Annotated in this window: 16 protein-coding genes; 10 read left to right on the forward strand and 6 right to left on the reverse strand. The window is 73.0% G+C overall.

Annotated elements, in window-relative coordinates:
- Positions 1 to 67 precede the first annotated feature (67 nt).
- The gene (locus tag J421_RS21655; protein ID WP_025413269.1) at positions 68 to 2002 is read left to right on the forward strand and encodes a multicopper oxidase domain-containing protein; all 1935 of its coding nucleotides are present in this window, start codon (positions 68 to 70) and stop codon (positions 2000 to 2002) included.
- Between the two features lie 89 nt (positions 2003 to 2091).
- Here the strand turns inward: J421_RS21655 and J421_RS21660 are convergent, their stop codons facing one another.
- The 3 genes from J421_RS21660 to J421_RS21670 all read right to left on the reverse strand — a co-directional run bounded on the left by J421_RS21660 (position 2092) and on the right by J421_RS21670 (position 5794).
- Positions 2092 to 2970: an SDR family oxidoreductase gene (locus tag J421_RS21660; protein WP_025413270.1), complete on the reverse strand. Its 879-nt coding sequence runs from the start codon at positions 2968 to 2970 to the stop codon at positions 2092 to 2094.
- Between the two features lie 198 nt (positions 2971 to 3168).
- A complete protein-coding gene (locus tag J421_RS21665; protein WP_025413271.1) occupies positions 3169 to 4629 on the reverse strand; it encodes a flavin-containing monooxygenase in 1461 nt (486 codons plus the stop codon).
- 214 nt (positions 4630 to 4843) lie between these two features.
- Positions 4844 to 5794, reverse strand: a complete 951-nt coding sequence (locus J421_RS21670; RefSeq protein ID WP_025413272.1) for a PLP-dependent cysteine synthase family protein — start codon at positions 5792 to 5794, stop codon at positions 4844 to 4846.
- A gap of 124 nt (positions 5795 to 5918) precedes the next feature.
- On the opposite strand from J421_RS21670, the gene J421_RS21675 reads away from it, so the two are divergent.
- Positions 5919 to 7070: a lactonase family protein gene (locus J421_RS21675; RefSeq protein ID WP_025413273.1), complete on the forward strand. Its 1152-nt coding sequence runs from the start codon at positions 5919 to 5921 to the stop codon at positions 7068 to 7070.
- Between the two features lie 210 nt (positions 7071 to 7280).
- Here the strand turns inward: J421_RS21675 and J421_RS21680 are convergent, their stop codons facing one another.
- On the reverse strand, positions 7281 to 8303 hold the full coding sequence (locus J421_RS21680; protein WP_104022928.1) for an SMP-30/gluconolactonase/LRE family protein: 1023 nt from the start codon (positions 8301 to 8303) through the stop codon (positions 7281 to 7283).
- Between the two features lie 54 nt (positions 8304 to 8357).
- On the opposite strand from J421_RS21680, the gene J421_RS21685 reads away from it, so the two are divergent.
- Positions 8358 to 9383: a Gfo/Idh/MocA family protein gene (locus tag J421_RS21685; protein ID WP_025413275.1), complete on the forward strand. Its 1026-nt coding sequence runs from the start codon at positions 8358 to 8360 to the stop codon at positions 9381 to 9383.
- A gap of 38 nt (positions 9384 to 9421) precedes the next feature.
- Here the strand turns inward: J421_RS21685 and J421_RS21690 are convergent, their stop codons facing one another.
- Positions 9422 to 9871, reverse strand: coding sequence for a GxxExxY protein (locus tag J421_RS21690; protein ID WP_025413276.1), 450 nt, complete (start codon positions 9869 to 9871; stop codon positions 9422 to 9424).
- A gap of 167 nt (positions 9872 to 10038) precedes the next feature.
- On the opposite strand from J421_RS21690, the gene J421_RS21695 reads away from it, so the two are divergent.
- From J421_RS21695 to J421_RS21715, 5 genes are all read left to right on the forward strand, one after another.
- The gene (locus tag J421_RS21695; RefSeq protein WP_104022929.1) at positions 10039 to 10974 is read left to right on the forward strand and encodes a 2-dehydro-3-deoxygalactonokinase; all 936 of its coding nucleotides are present in this window, start codon (positions 10039 to 10041) and stop codon (positions 10972 to 10974) included.
- Positions 10971 to 11609 (forward strand): 2-dehydro-3-deoxy-6-phosphogalactonate aldolase, encoded by a 639-nt coding sequence (locus J421_RS21700; RefSeq protein WP_104022930.1) that lies wholly within the window; start codon positions 10971 to 10973, stop codon positions 11607 to 11609. The genes J421_RS21695 and J421_RS21700 overlap by 4 nt, the downstream gene beginning before the upstream one ends.
- Positions 11606 to 12754: a galactonate dehydratase gene (gene dgoD, locus J421_RS21705; RefSeq protein ID WP_025413278.1), complete on the forward strand. Its 1149-nt coding sequence runs from the start codon at positions 11606 to 11608 to the stop codon at positions 12752 to 12754. The genes J421_RS21700 and dgoD overlap by 4 nt, the downstream gene beginning before the upstream one ends.
- Positions 12755 to 12761: 7 nt before the next feature.
- A complete protein-coding gene (locus tag J421_RS21710) occupies positions 12762 to 13004 on the forward strand; it encodes a hypothetical protein (RefSeq protein ID WP_025413279.1) in 243 nt (80 codons plus the stop codon).
- Between the two features lie 116 nt (positions 13005 to 13120).
- The gene (locus J421_RS21715; protein ID WP_025413280.1) at positions 13121 to 14227 is read left to right on the forward strand and encodes a hypothetical protein; all 1107 of its coding nucleotides are present in this window, start codon (positions 13121 to 13123) and stop codon (positions 14225 to 14227) included.
- Here J421_RS21715 and J421_RS21720 read toward each other — a convergent pair.
- On the reverse strand, positions 14205 to 17153 hold the full coding sequence (locus tag J421_RS21720; RefSeq protein ID WP_025413281.1) for a BTAD domain-containing putative transcriptional regulator: 2949 nt from the start codon (positions 17151 to 17153) through the stop codon (positions 14205 to 14207). The genes J421_RS21715 and J421_RS21720 overlap by 23 nt on opposite strands.
- A gap of 312 nt (positions 17154 to 17465) precedes the next feature.
- On the opposite strand from J421_RS21720, the gene J421_RS21725 reads away from it, so the two are divergent.
- A complete protein-coding gene (locus tag J421_RS21725; protein WP_025413282.1) occupies positions 17466 to 17714 on the forward strand; it encodes a hypothetical protein in 249 nt (82 codons plus the stop codon).
- A gap of 76 nt (positions 17715 to 17790) precedes the next feature.
- Complete coding sequence (locus J421_RS21730) at positions 17791 to 18222, forward strand: globin domain-containing protein (protein ID WP_025413283.1); 432 nt, start codon at positions 17791 to 17793, stop codon at positions 18220 to 18222.
- Positions 18223 to 18252: the final 30 nt, after the last annotated feature.

Raw genomic sequence — 18252 nt, forward strand, 5'->3', positions numbered from 1 at the left:
GCCGACGATGACAAATCCGTGTCGCCCCCCGGGATCGTACTCGAGCGTCCATCCGACTGGAGACCGCATGCGAACGTCCCGCCTGCTCGCCGCGTTCGCGGTGTTCGTCGCCGCACGCACCACGGCCCACGCGCTGCCCATCCCTCCCAGCGAGGCCGTCGCCCCGAACGACAATCGCCATCCCGCGGGCACGTCGAGCGCGGGCGTGCTCACGGTGCATCTCGAGGCGCGCACCGGCGCCTGGTACCCAGAGGGCCCGCAGGGCAAGCGCCTCGACGTCGCCGCGTTCGCGGAGCTCGGGAAGCCGCTGCAGAACCCGGGGCCACTCATCCGCGTCACGGTCGGCACGCAGGTGCGCACGATGGTGCACAACTCGCTGGCCGAGGCGCTCACCGTGTACGGGCTGGGCGCGGCGCGCGGTTACCGCGACAGCGTGGTGATCGCGCCGGGCGCGTCGCAGTGGGTGACGTTCACCGCGACGACGCCGGGCACGTACTACTACGCGGGCAAGACGGGGACGAAGCCGATCGACGCGCGCTTCCTCGAGGACTCGCAGCTGAACGGCGCGATCGTCGTCGATCCCGCGACCACCGCGAGCGCGGCGCGTCCGGAGAACGACCGCGTGTTCCTCCTCTCGTGGTACTTCACGCTGGACCCCAACAGTCCCACGGGGCTCGGCCACGCCACGATGGCGATCAACGGCCTGTCGTGGCCGCACACCGAGCGCATCGACCTCACGCAGGGCGACTCGGTGCAGTGGCACCTGGTGAACCTGACGCAGGCCGACCACCCGATGCACCTGCACGGGTTCTACTTCCGCGTCGACGCGAAGGGCGACGGCGTGCGCGACACGGTGTACGCCGCGGCCGACCGGCATCTCGCCGTGACGGAGATCGTGTTGCCGATGAGCACCACGACGATCGCGTGGGCGCCGCAGCGCGCGGGGAACTGGATCTTCCACTGTCACTACTCGAGCCACGTCTCGAGCCTCGTGTCGCTCGACCGCGAGGGCGGGAGCTACGACCCGCACGCGCCGATGGCACACCCGGCGCCCGACCACGACATGCACGCCGCCGGCGCCCCGCATCAGATGTTCGGCCTCGTGCTCGGCATCCGTGTCGCGCCGAAGCCGACGATGGTCGCGAGCCACGGCACGCGCGCCGAGCGCAGCGTGCGCGTCCTTGTGCGGCAGCGGGCCAACGTGTACGGCGACAAGCCGGGCTACGCGTTCGTGTTCGGCGGCAGCGCCGACGACGCGAGCGGCGCCCTGCCGATCCCCGCGCGGCCGCTCGTGCTCACGAAGGGCGAGCCGGTCGCGATCACGATCGTGAACCGCGCCATGGAGCCGGCGACGATCCACTGGCACGGCATCGAGCTGGAGAGCTACCCCGACGGCGTGCCCGGGTGGAGCGGCGAGGGCCAGCACGTGATGCCGTCGATCGCGCCCGGCGATTCGCTCACGGTGCACTTCACGCCGCCGCGCGCGGGCACGTTCATGTACCACTCGCACTTCGACGAGTACCAGCAGATCAACTCGGGGCTCTACGGACCGATCATCGTGCTGGAGCCGGGACAGCGGTTCGACCCCGAGACGGACCGCGTGCTGTTCATCGGCAACGGCGGCCCGACGACGAACGTCATCCGGGGCCCGTTGGCGCCGCTGCTGCTGAACGGCGAGGAGAAGCCGGCGCCGATGGAGCTGAAGGCGGGCACGACGTACCGCTTCCGCGTCCTCAATCTCAGCGACGACTTCCCGGCGATCGTGCTGCTGAACGACGGCGACCATCCGACGATGTGGCGCGCGGTCGCGAAGGACGGCGCGGATCTCCCCGCGAGCCAGGCGACGATGCGTCCGGCGGTGATGGTGTCGGACCCGGGCGAGATCTACGACTTCGCGTTCACGCCACAGAAGCCCGGCGACCTCACGCTCGTCTTTGGGCACATCGACATTCCGGGGTCCCCGAAGATGCCGAAGGTGCCGGTCGTCGTGCACGTCCGCTGAGTCGTCTCACGCGGAGCCGCGGAGGATGCGGAGAACTGCAACACGATGGTGTTGATCTTCTCCGCGTTCTCCGCGGCTCCGCGTGAGCGTCACAGCCGCCCGCGCTCCACGCTGTGCTCCCCGAACGCCGAGCCGACCGCCGCGCTCTCGCGCTCGAGGGTGGGCATCATGCGCCGAGCGATGCGGGCCGAGATGCGCTCGGCGAGTGGGCTCGCGAGCGCCTGACGGAACGCCGCGAACGGCGCGAGCGAGCGCGGCACGAACACCTTGCGCCGCCGGCGCACGATCGCGTCGACGAGCGCCGCCGCGCACTCGGCCACCGGCGTGACCGTGCCGAACGGCCCCGGGAGCGTTTTCAGCGTCGCGTCGAACGATGCGAGGTCGGCGCGCGCGTCGCGCACGAGGTCCGTGTCGATCCAGCACGGATGCGCGACGCCCACGGCCACGCCGCGGTGCGCGACCTCCAGCCGGAACGCGTTCGCGAAGTGCTCCACGCCCGCCTTCGACGCCGCGTACGCGGCCATGCCGGGGAGCGGCGCGATCGCCGCCGCGGACGACATGAGGAGGTAGTAGCCGCGTCGCGCCGTCACGTGCGGCAGTGTCGCGCACACGGTGCGCACCACGCCCACGAGGTTCACCTCGATCGTGCGCGCGAGCGCCTCCACCGGCTCCTTCCCCACCGGCGTGCGCGCCGCAATGCCCGCGTTCGCGAACACCACGTCCAGTCCGCCGAGCGCGGCGACCGACGACTCCACCGCGCGCTCCAGCGCGGCCTGGTCGGTGACGTCGCACTCCGCCCACGTGTGCCCGGTGCCTAACGACTCGGCCAGCGCGGCGAGCCGCTCCGGCTCCAAGCCCACGAGCGCGAGCCGCGCCCCGCGCGCCGCGAGCTGCCGCGCGGTCTCCGCGCCGATGCCGCGCGCGGCACCGGTGATCAGGCCCGTCCTGCCCGAGAGATCGTCGTGCATCTGGAGCGCTCCACGCGGCGCATGACTCGGTGTGAGTTCGGAACGCGGATCGCGCGGATCACGCGGATCACGCGAACACTACCGGATGGTTCACGGGAACTGGGCTGGAGGCTGACGCCTCGTTCCTATCCGGCCGTTTCCGCGAAATCCGCGCGATCCGCGTCCACTCTCATGGAGCCGTCCGAGGCGAGGAGCCTGTCACGGCGCGAAACCCCGCACGAGGTACTCGTCCGGATCGAACCGCGCGACCCGCCGCCGGAATCGCCACGTGAAGTCGGGCCACAGCGCCGACGGCCGCCCCGTGCGATCGAGGTACCAGCTGCGGCATCCACCATCGGTCCACACCGTGCCCGCGATGCGCCGCTCCACGTCGGCGAGCCACGCCGCCTGCGCCTCCGCCGACGGCTCCACGGCCGCGGCGCCGGTCGCGCGCAGATGCCGCACCGCGCCCACGAGATGCTCGAGCTGCGCCTCGATCATGAGCACCACGGAGTTGTGGCCGAGCCCCGTGTTCGGGCCGAGGAGCAGGAACAGGTTCGGGAAGCCGGACACCGTCGTGCCGAGGTGTGCGCGCGGGTTGCCTTCCCACACGTCGGCCAGCGAGCGGCCGTCGCGCCCGCGCACGCACGGCGCGAGCGGCGGGTCGGTGGGCCGGAAGCCGGTGCCGAACACGATCACGTCGGTCGCGCGCTCCACGCCCAATGCGTCGACGATCGAGCGCTCGCGCACCGCCGCGATGCGCTCCGTGATCACCTCCACGTTCGGCCGCGCGAGCGCCGGCAGGTAGTCGTCGGAGACGATGATGCGCTTGCACCCCATCGTGTAGTCGGGGGTGAGCTTCGCGCGCAGCGCGGGGTCGGCGACCGCCCGGGCGAGATGCCAGCGCGCCACGCGCTCCGCGTGACGCATCAGGCGCGGCGCGCGGAACGTCACCACCATCAGCTCGCGCGCCGCGTAGATCGCGCCGCGCGCGAGCCGCTGCGCCGCCGGCACGCGCCGGAACAGCCGCTTCGCGCGCGCGCCTAACGGCCGGTCGCGCCGCGGCATCACCCACGGCGGCGTGCGCTGGTACACGTGCAGCGCGGAGACCATCGGCTGGATGGCGGGCACGAACTGCGCCGCCGACGAGCCGGTGCCGATCACCGCGACGCGCCGCCCCGCGAGCGGCACCGAGTGGTCCCACCGCGCGGAGTGGAACGCGGGCCCGGCGAACGTCGCGAGCCCCGGCAGCTCGGGCGTCACCGGCTCGCTCAGCGGTCCCGTCGCGAGCACCAGCACGTTCGCGGTGTACTCGCCCCGCGACGTCGACACGCGCCACCGCCCAGTCGCGTCGTCCCACCGGGCGCCGGTGACCGCGGTCCCGAACCGCACGTGCGGCAGCACGCCGAAGTCGCGCGCGCACCGGCGCAGATAGTCCCAGATCTCCGGCTGCGGCGAGAACGCGCGCGACCAGTCGGGGTTCGGCGCGAACGAGAACGAGTAGAGGTGCGACTGCACGTCGCACGCGCACCCCGGGTACGTGTTGTCGCGCCACGTGCCGCCCACGTCGTCGGCCCGCTCCAGCAGCAGGACGTCGTCGACGCCGGCCTGCCGCAGCCGGATCGCGGCGCCCAGACCGCCGAAGCCGGTGCCGACGATGATGACGTGGTGGTGAGTCATGGTGCGGGTGCTACTGCGGTCGGGACGGCGCGGGCGGTGCGGCGCTGTCGATACGGTGCGATGAGGCGCAAACGATGCTCACGTCGCTTGACGGCGCGGTACGGCGCGGTACGGCGCGGTTCAGCGGTGTGAGACGGGGTTTGCGCCTCATCGCGCATCATCGTCGGCGCAGTATCGCCCCCGCCGTCACCGGCGCCGTTCACCCCCATTCCCTTCACCCTGAGTACAGGTCCCCGGCCAAGTACTTCAATCCCGTGTCGACCGCCACCGTCGCGACCGTGTGCCCGGGCCCCAGCTCGCGCGCGAGCCGCACCGCGGCCGCGACGTTCAGGCCCGTCGACGTGCCGGCGAAGATCCCTTCCTCGCGCGCGAGCCGCCGCGCCATCACGCGCGCCTCCGCCTCGGGCACCGCGCGCGCCTCGTCGTAGTCCTCGGCACGCAGATGCGACGGCACGATGCCGACCGCCACGCCCTCCACGCGATGCGGGCCGCCGTGCCCCGCGGTGAGCATCGGCGACGACTCCGGCTCGAGCGCGACGATGCGCGCGCGGCACCCCGCCTCCTTCAGCGCGCGCGACACGCCGACGAGCATCCCCGCCGTGCCGACGCCGCCGCAGAACGCGTCGACGCGCCCCCCGGTCTGTTCGACCAGCTCGCGGCCGATCCCCTTGTAGCCCTCGAGCGCGTCGTCGTTGTGGAACTGGTCCGTCCAGAACGTCCCGTCCTCGGTGGCGAGGCGCTCCGTGCGCACGCGCAGCCGCTCGACGAGCCCCGGCGTGATCTTGCCACCCTCGCTCGGCTCGAGCTGCAGCTCGGCGCCTAACGCGCGCATTGTGTCGAGCTTCTCCTTCGCCCACGCGTCGGACGACAGCGCGAGAAACGGGTAGCCCTTCACCGCGCAGACGAGCGCGAGCGACGAGCCGGTGCTGCCGCCGGTGTACTCCACGACGCGCATGCCGGGCCGCAGGGCGCCGCGGCGCTCGGCCCCCTCCACCATCGCGAGCGCCATCCGGTCCTTGTACGAGCCGGTCGGGTTGTAATACTCCAGCTTCACGATCACGTCGGCGCTCGGGCCCTCCACCACGCGCCGGAGCCGCACCGCCGGCGTCCGGCCGATCGCGTCGAGCACGGAGTCGCGCACGGGTGGGACGGCGTCGGCGAGCATGCGATGGCTCCGTGGTGCGGGTGACCCTGCGGGGTAACCCTGCGGGGTGAGGTGGACAGCGCCGCCACGAAGATGCGATCATGTCGCGCGATCCGCACCGCCCTCACCCCGCGCCCGCCCCCTCATGGACCGCCCCGTATCGCGCCGCACGTTCATCGCCGCCGCCGCCGGCCTCGCCGGCTGCGCCTCGCTCGGGCGCCGCGACGACGACGACTTCCTGCTCCACGTCGGCACGTACACCGAGGGGACCAGCAGCGCGGGCGTCTACCGCTTCCGCATGGACGACGACTCCGGCGCGCTCCAGGCGCTCGGTCCCGTCGACGCCGGACCGAACCCATCGTTCCTCGCGCGCCGCGCCGACGGGCTGCTCGTCGTGGCGAACGAGGTCGACACGTGGAACGGTCAGCGTACCGGCGCGGTGAGCGCGTTCGCGGTCGATTCGCGCACCGGCGCGCTCACGCCGCGCGGCCGCCGCTCGTCGGGCGGCACCGGACCGGCGTATGTCTCGATCGACCACAGTGGGCGCATCGCGCTCGTCGCGAACTACGGCGGCGGCAGCGTCGCCGCGCTGCCCATCGCCGCCGACGGCACGCTCGGCGATCCGACGTCGGTCGTACGGCACTCGGGCTCGGGGCCTAACGCGGAGCGGCAGGAGGGGCCGCACGCACACTGCATCATCGCCGACCCGTCCAACCGGTGGGCGCTCGCCACGGACCTGGGCACCGACCGCGTGATGATCTATCGGCTCGACCCGGCGGGCACCCTCGCGCCGGCACCGACGCCGTTCGTCGCGCTGCCCCCGGGCGCGGGCCCGCGGCACCTCGCGTTTCACCCGGGCAGCCGGTACCTCTACCTCGCGAACGAGCTCGATCTCACGTTAGGCACGTTCCGCTGGGACTCGGCCGCGGGCACGCTCGAGCGGCTGCAGCTCGCGCCGATCGTGCCGGGCCTGCGCTCGCGCGACTTCACCGCCGCCGACATCCACGTCGCGCCGTCGGGCCGCTTCCTGTACGCGACCGTGCGCGGCGACGACAGCATCGGCGTGCACGCGATCGACGAGCGCACCGGCATGCTCACCTACGTGCAGCGCGTCTCCACCGAGGGCAAGTGGCCGCGCAACTTCGCCCTCGAGCCGCGCGGCAGGTTCCTCTACGTCGCGAACCAGCACACCGACGACATCACCATCTTCCGCGTCGACCGCGACACCGGCCGGCTCACCTTCACCGGCCAGCGCGTGCCCGTGCCGTCGCCGGTGTGCATCAGGTTCTCGGCGTAGCTCTTTTAATTGAACCGCAGAGGACGCAGAGGGTCGCAGAGGACTGCCCTTCCGATCTTGAACCACAGAGGACACGGAGGACACGGAGGAAACCAACAAGAAGTGGTCTCCTCCGTGTCCTCCGTGTCCTCTGTGGTTCAAGAAAAGAGGCAGTCCTCTGCGGCCCTCTGCGGCCCTCTGCGGTTCACTCACACAGGAAAGGACGAGCCGTCAGAACCCCGGCCCCTTCGTGCTCAACCGGAGTCGCAGCAGCTGATGGTTCGACGTGATGTACAGCGTCGAGCCGTCGTCGCCCCACGCGCAGTTCGCCGTCGGCTGCCCCATCGCGATCGTGCCGAGGTGCTTGCCCTGCGGTGAGAGCACGAGGATCCCGCCGGGCCCCGTCGCGAACAGGTTGCCGGCGCGGTCCACCTTCATGCCGTCGGGGAGCCCGGGCTTTCCCTGCTTCGCGAGCGCCGTCGCGTCGAAGAACACGCGCCCGCGTGCCAGCGTGCCATCCGCCGCGACGTCGTACGCCATCCACACCGCGCGCTCCGGATCCGACACCGCGACGTACAGCGTGCGCTCGTCCGGCGAGAACGCGAGCCCGTTCGGGAACGTGAGGTCGCGCGTGAGCAGCGTCAGCGTGCCGTCGGGCTTCAACCGGTACACCCCGTTGAACGGCAGCTCCTTCACGCGGCTGTCGTTCAGCCCATCGAGCCCGTACGGCGGGTCGGTGAAGTACAGGTCCCCGTTCGACCGGTACACGAGATCGTTCGGCGAGTTGAGGCGCTTCCCCTCGTAGCGGTCGGCGAGCGTCACCTTCGTGAAGAGCGAGTCGTTGACGCGCGCGACCTGGCGGTTGCCGTGGTCCGCCATCACGAGCGCGCCGTGTGCGTCGAGCGTGAGCCCGTTGCTTCCCAGCTCGCGGCCGGCGGGCGTCGGTCCCGCATAGCCGGCGGGGCGGAGCCACACGCTGATCCCCTCGCCCGCCTTCCACCGGTAGATCGTGTTCTTCGGAATGTCGCTGAACAGCAGATGGCCGCCCCGCGCGTCGCGGCGCCAGACCGGCCCCTCGGTCCAGTCGAAGCCGTCGGCGAGCTGCTCGATCGTCGCGTTAGGCGGCACGAGCGCGTCGAGCGCGGGGTCGAGGCGCTCGATGGTGCGGGTGATGGGCTGCTGCTGGGCGTCCACGCGGAGGGCGAAGAGGGTGGCGAGTGCCGCCGCGGCGACGAGCGGGTGGCGTGAGCGCATAGTATTCGGTGCGGTGGGAAGCGTCATCATGCACGACGACCGGGAGGAGAGCCAGTGCGCACGATCCGCTGGGGGATCATCGGCTGCGGCGACGTCACGGAGGTGAAGAGCGGCCCCGCGCTGCAGCGTGCGGAGCACTCCGCGCTCGTCGCCGTCATGCGCCGCACCGGCGCGCTCGCCGCCGACTACGCGCGCCGCCACGGCGTGCCGCGCTGGTACGACGATGCCGCCGCGCTCATCGCCGACCCCGAGGTCGATGCGGTCTACGTCGCGACGCCACCCGGCTCGCACCTGGAGCACACGCTCGCCGCCGCGCGCGCCGGCAAGCCGGTGTACGTCGAGAAGCCGATGGCGCGTGACGCCGCCGAGTGCGACGCGATGATCGAGGGCTGCCGCGAGGCCGGCGTGCCGCTGTTCGTCGCCTACTACCGGCGCGCGCTTCCGCGCTTCCTCGAGATCAAGCGACTGCTCGACGCCGGCGCGATCGGCGACATCCGCTACGTGAACGTCGCGCTGCACCAGCCGCTCGCCGCCGCGGACCTCGACCCGCGCACGCTGCCCTGGCGCGTGGACCCCGCGATCGGCGGCGGCGGGCGGTTTCTCGACCTCGCGTCGCACATGCTCGACTTCCTCGACTTCGCGCTCCGCCCCGTCACCGACGCGCAGGGGATCGCGGCGAACCAGGCGGGCCGCTACACGGCGGAGGACATCGTCGCCGGCACGTTCCGCTTCGCGTCGGGCGCGCTCGGTGCGGGCACGTGGTGCTTCTCGGCGTTCGATCGGGTCGACCGCACCGAGATCGTCGGCAGCGGGGGACGGATCACGTACTCGACGTTCGATACGCGCCCGATCGAGGTCGCGACGGCGAGCGGCGTGGAGCTCGTCGCGATCGACAACCCGGCGCACATCCAGCAGCCGCTGATCCAGCTCGTCGTGAACGCGATCAACGGCACGGGCGCGTCGCCGAGCACGGGCGAGACGGGGCGGCGCACGTCGTGGGCGATGGACCGCATGCTGGAGGGATACCGGCGGTCGGCGGGCGGGAGGGACGAGGCGAGGACTGACTGGGGATCGAAGTGATCGAAAGGGATCTCGCGATGAGCTCGAAGCGATGGTCGCTATCCCGAGATCTCGTCGATCGCCGCTGGATCCCCATGAGTACTCACCTCGTCCCTCACCCTCCCCCGCCACCCATCCAACGTGATCCTCCTGACGCTCGGCTCCGGCCCGAAGTGCAGTAGCAGCCCGACGGGGATCCCCGATGCGCGCAGGTAGCCGAGCACCTGCCGCGGGGCACCGCGATGCAGGTCGATCGTCGACTTCGTCTCGACGACGATGCATCCGTCGACGACCATGTCGATGCGCTGCGTGCCGATCTCGATGCCCTTGTACCGCACCGTGAAGCACACCTCGCGCGCGATCTGGTGGCCCCGTTGGCGCAGCTCGATCTCGAGCGCCCGGGCGTAGAGCGACTCGGAGAGACCGTACGCCAGCGTGTTGTACACATCGTAGAATGCCCCGATCACGCCGTGCGTGAGCGGATCTCGGAGGGACTCGTCGTGGCTCATGATCGATCATCGGGGCGAGTGCGCCGCCTACCGTACCGATCCATCGCGGACCCGTCGATGGGAACGCGCGAAGCCTCGAGGCGAGTACTCATGGGGATCCACCGGCGATCGACTGGATCCGCGGATGTGCGCTTGTCGCTCCGTGGATCCAGCGATCCTTTCGATCCATGAATCCCCAAGAGTCCTCGCCTGGTCCCTCGTCCCTGATCGCCCTCGACTGGGGCACGACCACCCTCCGCGCATATCTCCTCGACGCTCGCGGCACCGTGCTCGCGACGCGCGCCGAGCCGTGGGGCATCATGCGCCTCCCCGCGGGCGGCTTCGCGGCGGCGTTCGACGACGTCGTGAGTGCGCTCGGCGCGGTCGATCTCCCCGCGATCGCCTGCGGCATGGTCGGCAGCGCACACGGCTGGATCGCCGCACCCTACTGCCCCGTCCCCGCCGGCGAGACCGAGCTCGCCGCCGCGCTCGCGCCCGTACCCGATCGGCGTGTACACGTCGTCCCCGGCGTCGAGCGGCGCGGCGAGCGACCGGATCTCATGCGCGGCGAGGAGACGCAGATCGTCGGCGCGCTCGCGCTCCACCCCGAGCTCGCGCGACGCGCCACGTTCGTCCTCCCCGGCACGCACGCGAAGTGGGCGCGCGTCGTCGACGGCCGCGTGCACGACTTCGCGACGTACATGACCGGCGAGCTGTTCGCCGTCCTGCGCGACCACTCCATCCTCGGCCGCCCGGCGCGCGACACCGAGGCGCCGAGCGCCGCGGAATCGGCGGACGCGTTCGCGCGTGGCGTGCGCGCGGCGACCGGCGCGCCGAGCGGCCTAGCCCCCCTGCTCTTCTCCGCGCGCGCCGCCGTGGTCACCGGCGCCGTCGCCGCGGCGGCGAGCCTCGACCATCTCTCCGGCCTCCTCCTCGGCGACGAGATCCGCAGCGCCCTCGCGACCGCCGGCCCGCCCGACGCGCTCGTCGGCGACCCCGCGCTCTGCGCACGCTACGCGCGTGCGCTCGCGCTGCTCGGCCATCATGACGTTCCCGTGATCGCCGACGCGGCGCCGGCGGGGCTGTGGCGCATCGCCGTGCACGCGCACATCATCCCGGCGTGAACGCGCTCCAGCCCTACCTCGACCGCCTCCCGCTCATCGCCATCCTCCGCGGCGTCACGCCGGAGGAGGCCGTGGGCGTGGGCCAGGCGCTCGTCGATGCCGGCTTCGCGATCGTCGAGGTGCCGCTGAACTCCCCGCGTCCCGCCGAGAGCATCGCGCGCCTCGCGGAGTCGTTAGGCGAGCACGTGCTCGTCGGCGCCGGCACCGTGACGACCGTCGCGCAGGTGGCCGAGGTGCAGTGCGCCGGCGGACGCCTCATCGTCATGCCGCACTGTGAGCTCGACGTCGTGCACGCGGCGAACGACGCCGGGCTCCTCTCCGCGCCCGGCATCGCGACGCCCACCGAGGGCTACGCGGCGCTCGCCGCGGGCGCCGATGCGCTGAAGCTCTTTCCGGCCGAGCTGCTGACGCCGGCCGTGCTGAGGTCCATGCGCGCGGTGTTCCCGACGACGACGCGCTTCATCCCCGTCGGCGGCATCACGCCCGACCGCATGGCCGCGTACGTCGCCGCCGGCGCGGCCGGCTTCGGGCTCGGCTCCGCGCTCTACAGGCCGGGCGACTCGCCCGATCGCGTCGCGGCCAACGCGCGCGCGTTCGTCGACGCGTGGTACCGCATCCGCGAGACCTCGACGTGAAGATCGTCGGCCTCACGACCTACGTCGTCCCGCCGCGCTGGTGCTTCCTGAAGGTCGACACCGACGAGGGCATCGTCGGCTGGGGCGAGCCCGTGCTCGAGGGGCGCGCGCACACCGTCGCCGCTGCCGTGTCCGAGCTCGCCGACTACGTCGTCGGCAGGGACCCGTTCCTCATCGAGGACCACTGGACGGTGATGTACCGCGCCGGCTTCTACCGCGGCGGCGGCATCCACATGAGCGCCCTCGCCGGCATCGACCAGGCGCTGTGGGACATCAAGGGCAAGGCGTTAGGCGTCCCGGTGCACCAGCTGCTCGGCGGACCCGTGCGCGAGCGCATCCGCGTCTATTCGTGGATCGGCGGCGACCGGCCGGCCGACACGGCGGCCATGGCGCGCGACTGCGCGGCGCGCGGATTCACCGCCGTGAAGATGAACGCCACCGAGGAGCTGCAGATCGTCGACAGCCACGACAAGGTCGACGCCGTGCTCGCGCGCGTGCAGGCCGTGCGTGACGCGCTCGGTCCGCACTTCGGCATCGGCCTCGACTTCCACGGCCGCGTGCATCGTCCCATGGCGAAGGTGATCGCGCGCGAGCTCGAGCCGTTCCGGCTCATGTTCATCGAGGAGCCCGTGCTGTCGGAGCACGTCGAGGCGCTGAAGGAGATCGCGAACCACTGCGCGACGCCCATCGCGCTCGGCGAGCGGCTGTACTCGCGGTGGGACTTCAAGCGCGTCCTCGCCGACGGCTACGTCGACATCGTGCAGCCCGACCCGTCGCACGCCGGCGGCATCACCGAGACGCGCAAGATCGCCGCGATGGCCGAGGCGTACGACGTCGCGCTCGCGCTGCACTGCCCGTTAGGCCCCATCGCGCTCGCCGCGAACCTGCAGCTCGACGCCGTCTGCTACAACGCGTTCATCCAGGAGCAGTCGCTCGGCATCCACTACAACACGACGAACGACCTGCTCGACTACCTGCGCGATCCGTCGGTGTTCGCGTACCGCGACGGGCACGTCGCCATCCCGCAGCGTCCCGGTCTCGGCATCGACGTCGACGAGGACGTCGTGAAGCGCATGGCGGAGGTCGGCCACCGGTGGCGCAATCCCGTGTGGCGCCACGCCGACGGCAGTTTCGCCGAATGGTGAGGGCGGCATGAGAGCCGTCGGCCGCGCGCTGCGCTACGCGCTCAGCCTCGCCTGCACCGTCGTCGCGGCGTGGTGCGTGTACCGCGGCATGCGCTACCTGTTCGGCTTCGAGACCCGGCCGGGCGCCGGCCGCCAGGTCGCGAGCCTCGCCGGTGTGGGCCCCGCGCTCGGCTACTTCGTCGGCTGCCTGCTCTGCCTCCTCGCCGCGGGCGAGCTGTTCCCGAAGCCGCCGCTCGAGCGCAAGGAGTGAGGCGCGGCGGGCCCGGTCATCCCGGGCTGGACGCGACTCGTCACCCATGGGCTGTCGGAATACGCGCCTGGCGGCGGAGTTTCTCCGGTAGCGCCCTTCAACTCCGGCAGGCCGTCATGCGCCCCCGCCATCTCCGCACGCTCGCCCCGCTCGTGATGCTCGCGGCGCTCGCGGCGCTGGCGATCGTCGGCGCGTGTGCCACGTCGTCGCATCGCGCTGCCCGCATGCCGGCGTGGCGCGCGGCGAGCGGTCCCCCGTCCGCGTTAGGCGCCACCGGCACCTGCGCGAGCGACGGCGCGGTGCCCACGCTCGACCTGCGCAGCTCGTTCTGGCTCAACCTCCACGACTTCCTCGTGGTGCAGGCGAAGCGGCGGCGCGGCGTCGAGGACGAGTCGCCGGGCGCGTTCCGACCGACGCTCGCCGATACCGTGCCCGCACGCCCGCTCACGACCGCGGAGCGCGCGCGCTGGACGCGGGCGCTCGACACCTACGATCGGGCGATGCGCGGCAGCATGCGCGTCGACAGCGTGCTCGTGATGCTCAACGTCCGACTCGCCGAGGCCGCGGAGTACGACGAGCTCCCCGACGTCGTCACCGGGACGATGGTATCGGCGGACCTCGCCGCCGCGCTGCGCGAGGCCGCGCCCGTCTATCGCGAGGTGTGGTGGCCGACACACGACCGGCAGAACCGCGCGTGGATCGCCGCGACGCGGGCGCGGCTCGACCGCGACGGCGCGTGCCTGATGCGGCGCGAGGCGGCGCTGTTCCGCCGCCCGTGGCCTGACGCACCCGTGCCGGTGGAGGCGTCGGTCTACGCGACGTGGTTCGGCGCGTACACCACGCTCGACCCGCTGCAGATCACCGTGTCGAGCGCGTCGATCGGCACGCAGGGCGCGAACGGGCTCGAGGTGCTGCTCCACGAGGCGGGGCACACCATCCTCGGCGCCGTGGACTCCGCGCTGACGGCGAGCGCCGCGCGGCAGCACCGGCGGCTGCCGTCGGAGATGTCGCACCTCGTGCTGTTCTACACCGCGGGCGCGCTCGTGCGGAGCGTCGATCACGAGCACGTGCCGTACGCGCAGGCGTTCGGCATCTGGCGGCAGAACGCGGCGGCGCGGCGGTACTTCGGGATCCTCGAGCGCGCCTGGTGGCCGTACCTCGACGGCAGCATCGACTTCGGCGCCGCGATCGACGCCGTCGTCAGGGAGCTCGACCCGGCGTGAGCACAGCGAGTCGCGCGCGCGCGTACGCGGCGCGCGGCGCGAGCACCGGATCCGGCGCGGCCCACGCGCGGACGACCACGAGGTAGTGCGCGGCCGCGCTGTCGCGCGCAGCCGCTGCGTCCCACGCGCGCGCGAGCAGCTCGTGCAGCTCCGTGCGGTTCACGTACAGGTTCGACGCCTCGAGCGAGCCGCGCAGCGCCGGCTGCAGGATCGCGACCGCGTCGCGCGGCCGGCGCTTGCCGAGGTACAGCGCGCCGAGTATGAGGTTGGTGCGCGTGTAGCCGATCGTCGTCGAGTAGAACGCCTGGCGCAGCTCGTCGATCGCCCCCGCCGTGTCGCCGCGCGCCACGAGCAGCAGCCCGCGCAGGTGGTGGTGCAGCCGGTGGTCGCGGCCGTAGCCGCTCGCCGCGCCTAACGTGCGCACCGAGTCCACGAGCCGCGCGAGCGCCGCCGTGTCGCCCGCCGCCGCGAGCGCCGACCCGACGTGCGTGAGCCCCCACGCCATCCGGCGCGCGCGCGTCGGCGGCTCCTCGCCCACGAAGCGCAGCCGCGCGAGCGAGTCGAACAGCGCCGCGGCCACGCGCGGCTCGCCGTGCTCCAGCCGCATCTGCGCCTCCAGCACCGCGTCGGACTGCAGCCCCGCGACGCCGGCGTGCCGGATGCTCCGCAGCCGCCGCGCCGCGTCGAGCGCCTCGGCGATGCGTCCCTGCTGCCGTCGCGAGACGGCGAGCCACCAGTACGCCTCGAGCTGCCGCGCCTCGTCCAGGAACGGCGTCTGGACCGCGAGCAGCCGGTCCGCCGTCGGGTAGTCGCCCTTCAGCAGGTAGTGCATCACCCAGAAGCCCAGCACGTTGTCGACACGCTGCTCGCTCGCGACGCGCTCGCGATAGATCGACGCCGCCTCGTCGAACCGCCCCTCGCTGTCGAGCACACCCACGAGCGACACCGCCGCGGCCGTCGACTGTGGCTGCAGCCGCACCCACCGGCGCGTCACCCGCTCCGCCGCGGGGAGCGAGTCGGCGAGGGTGTAGGTGCTCGCGAGCCAGCTCAGCGCGTCGCACGCCGCGCACCGCGCGTGCGGGTCGTGGAGCCCGAGCGAGTCCATCGCGACCACGCGCTCGAGCCGCGGCACCGCGGCGGCGAAGTCGCCCTCGAGCGCGAGCGCGATCCCGGCGTAGAGGTGCCCGTCCACCTCCGCCGGGTAGCGCGTCGCGAGCGACTCCGCGTACGCGCGGAGCGCCGGCGACGACGTGCGGTACGCGAGGTCGGCGAGGATCGTGAGCCGGTCGCGCTCCGCCGCGCGCGCGCTGAGCCGCTTCGTGCGCGCGAGCCGCGCGACCACCGAGTCGCGCCCCACGTCGGTGCCCGCGTCGGGCGTCGAGATCGCGAAGTAGTACGACGCGAGCGCGAACAGCGAGTCCTCCGCCAGCGCGTCGTCGAACAGCCCGTGCGCCGCGCGCAGGTCGCCGCTGTAGAACGCGTGGATCCCGCGCTCGTACAGCCGGTACGCTGCGACCGACCGCGTCGTGACGTCGGCCACCGACCCGGCGGGCGCCTCGGTGCCTAACGCCGCGACGAGGCGCGTCGTGCCGCTGTCGACGAGCGCGAACAGGTCGCTTCCCTCGATCGTGTGCACGTCGCCGATCGCGCCGGTCGCCAGGTCCACGCGACGCAGGTCGAGCCGCAGCCGACCGCCGGTGCGGGCGTACAGCGTCCCGTCGATCACCTCCGTGGCGCCCGCCTGCCGCGCCGCGTCCACGAACCGGTCCGCGCTCGTGTCGGCGAGCGCGCCGGCGCGCCGCACCAGCTCCAGCATGCGGCCGTGGCTCACCACGCGGATCCCGGGCGCGCGCGCGAGGCTCGTCGTCAGCAGATCGGCGACCGCCGCCGCCATGCTCGCCTGCATCGTGTCCGAGCCGAACGCCGCGATGTGCCCGATCGCCACCACCGACGCGGCGTCGGCCGGGGCGGCGCGGACGCCGGGCAACGACGTGGCGCGCGCGACGAGCAGCGCAACGCCCGCGGCGGCGAGCGTGAGCCCGGCGACCCAGCGCGTCGGCCATCGTGCCGTCCGTCGCGCGATCGACGGCGGCGGTGGCGGTGCAGTCGTCTCCGGCTCGACCGACGTTGCCGGCGTCGGAGGAGTGGGCGGCGCGTACGGCACCGGCGCGGGGGGCGGCGGCGCGACCGCGATCGCCACCGCGGCGTCGCTCTCGCCGCGCCGCAGTCGCTCCGCGAGCGCGAGCACCTCGCGGTCCGGCGGCAGCTCCAGCTCCTGCTGCACGAGGAGCTGGTAGATGTGCGCGTGGCGGAGCGCGCCCGCCCGGTCGCCGGACTTGTCGAGCGATTCCATGAGGCCCACCGTCACGCGCGCGTTCAGCGGCTCGAGCGCCGCGAGCTTGCGCCACCATCCCACCGCGTCGGCCGGCGCGCCGCGGGCCGACGCGGCGCGCGCCAGCGACTCCAGCGCGCGCTCGTGCTCGCGCTGCAGCGTGCGACGCTCCTCCTCCACCCAGCGCGTGAACGCGTCCGCGCCCGGCAGGTGGAAGCCGTCGAGGAACGGGCCCTGGTACAGCGCGACGGCGCGCGCGTCGTCGCCGCGTGCCATCGCTGCCGCGCACTCCGCGACGTCGGTCGAGACGATCGCCGGATCGAAGCGCAGCTCGCGTGCGCCGCCGATCGCCTCGTCGGCGCCGAGGTCCTTGCGCAGCGCGTACAACGCCTGGGCGAGCGCGCGGGGGCCGCGCTCCTCGCCCGCGTCCGGCCACAGCAGCGCGAGGATCTTCTCGCGGCTCATCCCGCGCTCGCCGGCCCGCGCGAGCAGGGCCAGGATCGCCATCCGGCGCGGCTGCGCCGCGGCGCCGGCGAGCGGTTTCCCCTCGTCGCCACGCACGGACAGACCGCCCAACGTGTCGATGCGAATCACGTCGGCGTACCGCAGGCTCCGGGAGGGGACTGACGGGGCGAGGACGCGGCAAAGCTAGAGATCCGCACCCGCACCGGCAACCGAGCCGCCGATCGGCCCATCACCTGTCGATCACCTGGCGGCCGCCGGACCGCGTCCCGAATCCGCGCGCCACGCCGCGGCCGTCGCGCAAGCCCAGTCGTGGCAGGCACTTGCGAGACGTGGTGGAGACGTGACTGGCGCGCAACGGCGCCCCGCATCGTTCGCCCCGCACGACGAACCGCGGCCGGACGACCGATCCGCCGCTCCACCACCTCACTCGGAGGCCCCACCATGCGCTCGCTGCTGCTCCTCTCCGCCGCCGTCGTCCTCGCCGCCTGCTCCGACCGCAACGACGCCACCGCGCCCGCCCCGTGGCCGCCGGGTCCCACGAACGGCATCATCGGCGTCCTGAAGGCCCCGCCCGCGACGCGGCGCCCGACCGCGTGCTGCTACGTGCCGGGCGGCGGCGCCGTCGGCGACACCGCGGTGAAGACCAGCGAGGCGGGGACCGCGTTCCCGCCCGGTCCGAACTGGCACTGACGGACTCCCCGCGCCCCTTTCCCGCGCGTGCGCGGCCGACACTCGCCCGACGCCGGCCGCGCACCCGGAGGCGACCATGACGCCCGAACACGCGCAGCTCGTGCGCTCCACGTGGCCCGCCGTCGCGGCCGACGTCGACGCGCTCGCCAGTCGCTTCTACCGCCACCTCTTCGAGCTCGACGGCGCCGCTGCTGGGCTGTTCGCGACGGTCGACATGACCGCCCAGCGCGCCAAGCTCGCGCGCACGCTCGGCGTCATCGTCGCCACGCTCGACGACCCCGACGCGCTGCTCCCCGTCATCGGCGCGCTCGGCAAGCGCCACGTGGGCTACGGCGTCGAGCAGCGGCACTACGACACCGTGGGCGACGCGCTGCTCTGGGCGCTGCGCGACACGTTAGGCACCGCGTTCACGCCCGAGGTGCACGACGCGTGGGCGGAAGCGTACACGCTCGTCGCCTCGGTCATGCGCCGCGCGCTCGTCCGCACGAACGATCCCGCCGTGAGCTGACCGGCAGACCACGCTCGCTCATCCCTTCTC

Origin of the sequence: Gemmatirosa kalamazoonensis, assembly GCF_000522985.1 — a bacterium.
GTDB lineage: Bacteria > Gemmatimonadota > Gemmatimonadetes > Gemmatimonadales > Gemmatimonadaceae > Gemmatirosa > Gemmatirosa kalamazoonensis.

Coding starts and splice junctions, on each gene's coding strand:
- J421_RS21660 (WP_025413270.1), bottom strand. CDS start 2,970: ATGCACGACGATCTCTCGGGCAGGACGGGCCTGATCACCGGTGCCGCG.
- J421_RS21680 (WP_104022928.1), bottom strand. CDS start 8,303: ATGCGCTCACGCCACCCGCTCGTCGCCGCGGCGGCACTCGCCACCCTC.
- J421_RS21710 (WP_025413279.1), top strand. CDS start 12,762: ATGAGAGCCGTCGGCCGCGCGCTGCGCTACGCGCTCAGCCTCGCCTGC.
- J421_RS21690 (WP_025413276.1), bottom strand. CDS start 9,871: ATGAGCCACGACGAGTCCCTCCGAGATCCGCTCACGCACGGCGTGATC.
- J421_RS21695 (WP_104022929.1), top strand. CDS start 10,039: ATGAATCCCCAAGAGTCCTCGCCTGGTCCCTCGTCCCTGATCGCCCTC.
- J421_RS21715 (WP_025413280.1), top strand. CDS start 13,121: ATGCGCCCCCGCCATCTCCGCACGCTCGCCCCGCTCGTGATGCTCGCG.
- J421_RS21675 (WP_025413273.1), top strand. CDS start 5,919: ATGGACCGCCCCGTATCGCGCCGCACGTTCATCGCCGCCGCCGCCGGC.
- J421_RS21725 (WP_025413282.1), top strand. CDS start 17,466: ATGCGCTCGCTGCTGCTCCTCTCCGCCGCCGTCGTCCTCGCCGCCTGC.
- J421_RS21670 (WP_025413272.1), bottom strand. CDS start 5,794: ATGCTCGCCGACGCCGTCCCACCCGTGCGCGACTCCGTGCTCGACGCG.
- J421_RS21665 (WP_025413271.1), bottom strand. CDS start 4,629: ATGACTCACCACCACGTCATCATCGTCGGCACCGGCTTCGGCGGTCTG.
- J421_RS21730 (WP_025413283.1), top strand. CDS start 17,791: ATGACGCCCGAACACGCGCAGCTCGTGCGCTCCACGTGGCCCGCCGTC.
- J421_RS21655 (WP_025413269.1), top strand. CDS start 68: ATGCGAACGTCCCGCCTGCTCGCCGCGTTCGCGGTGTTCGTCGCCGCA.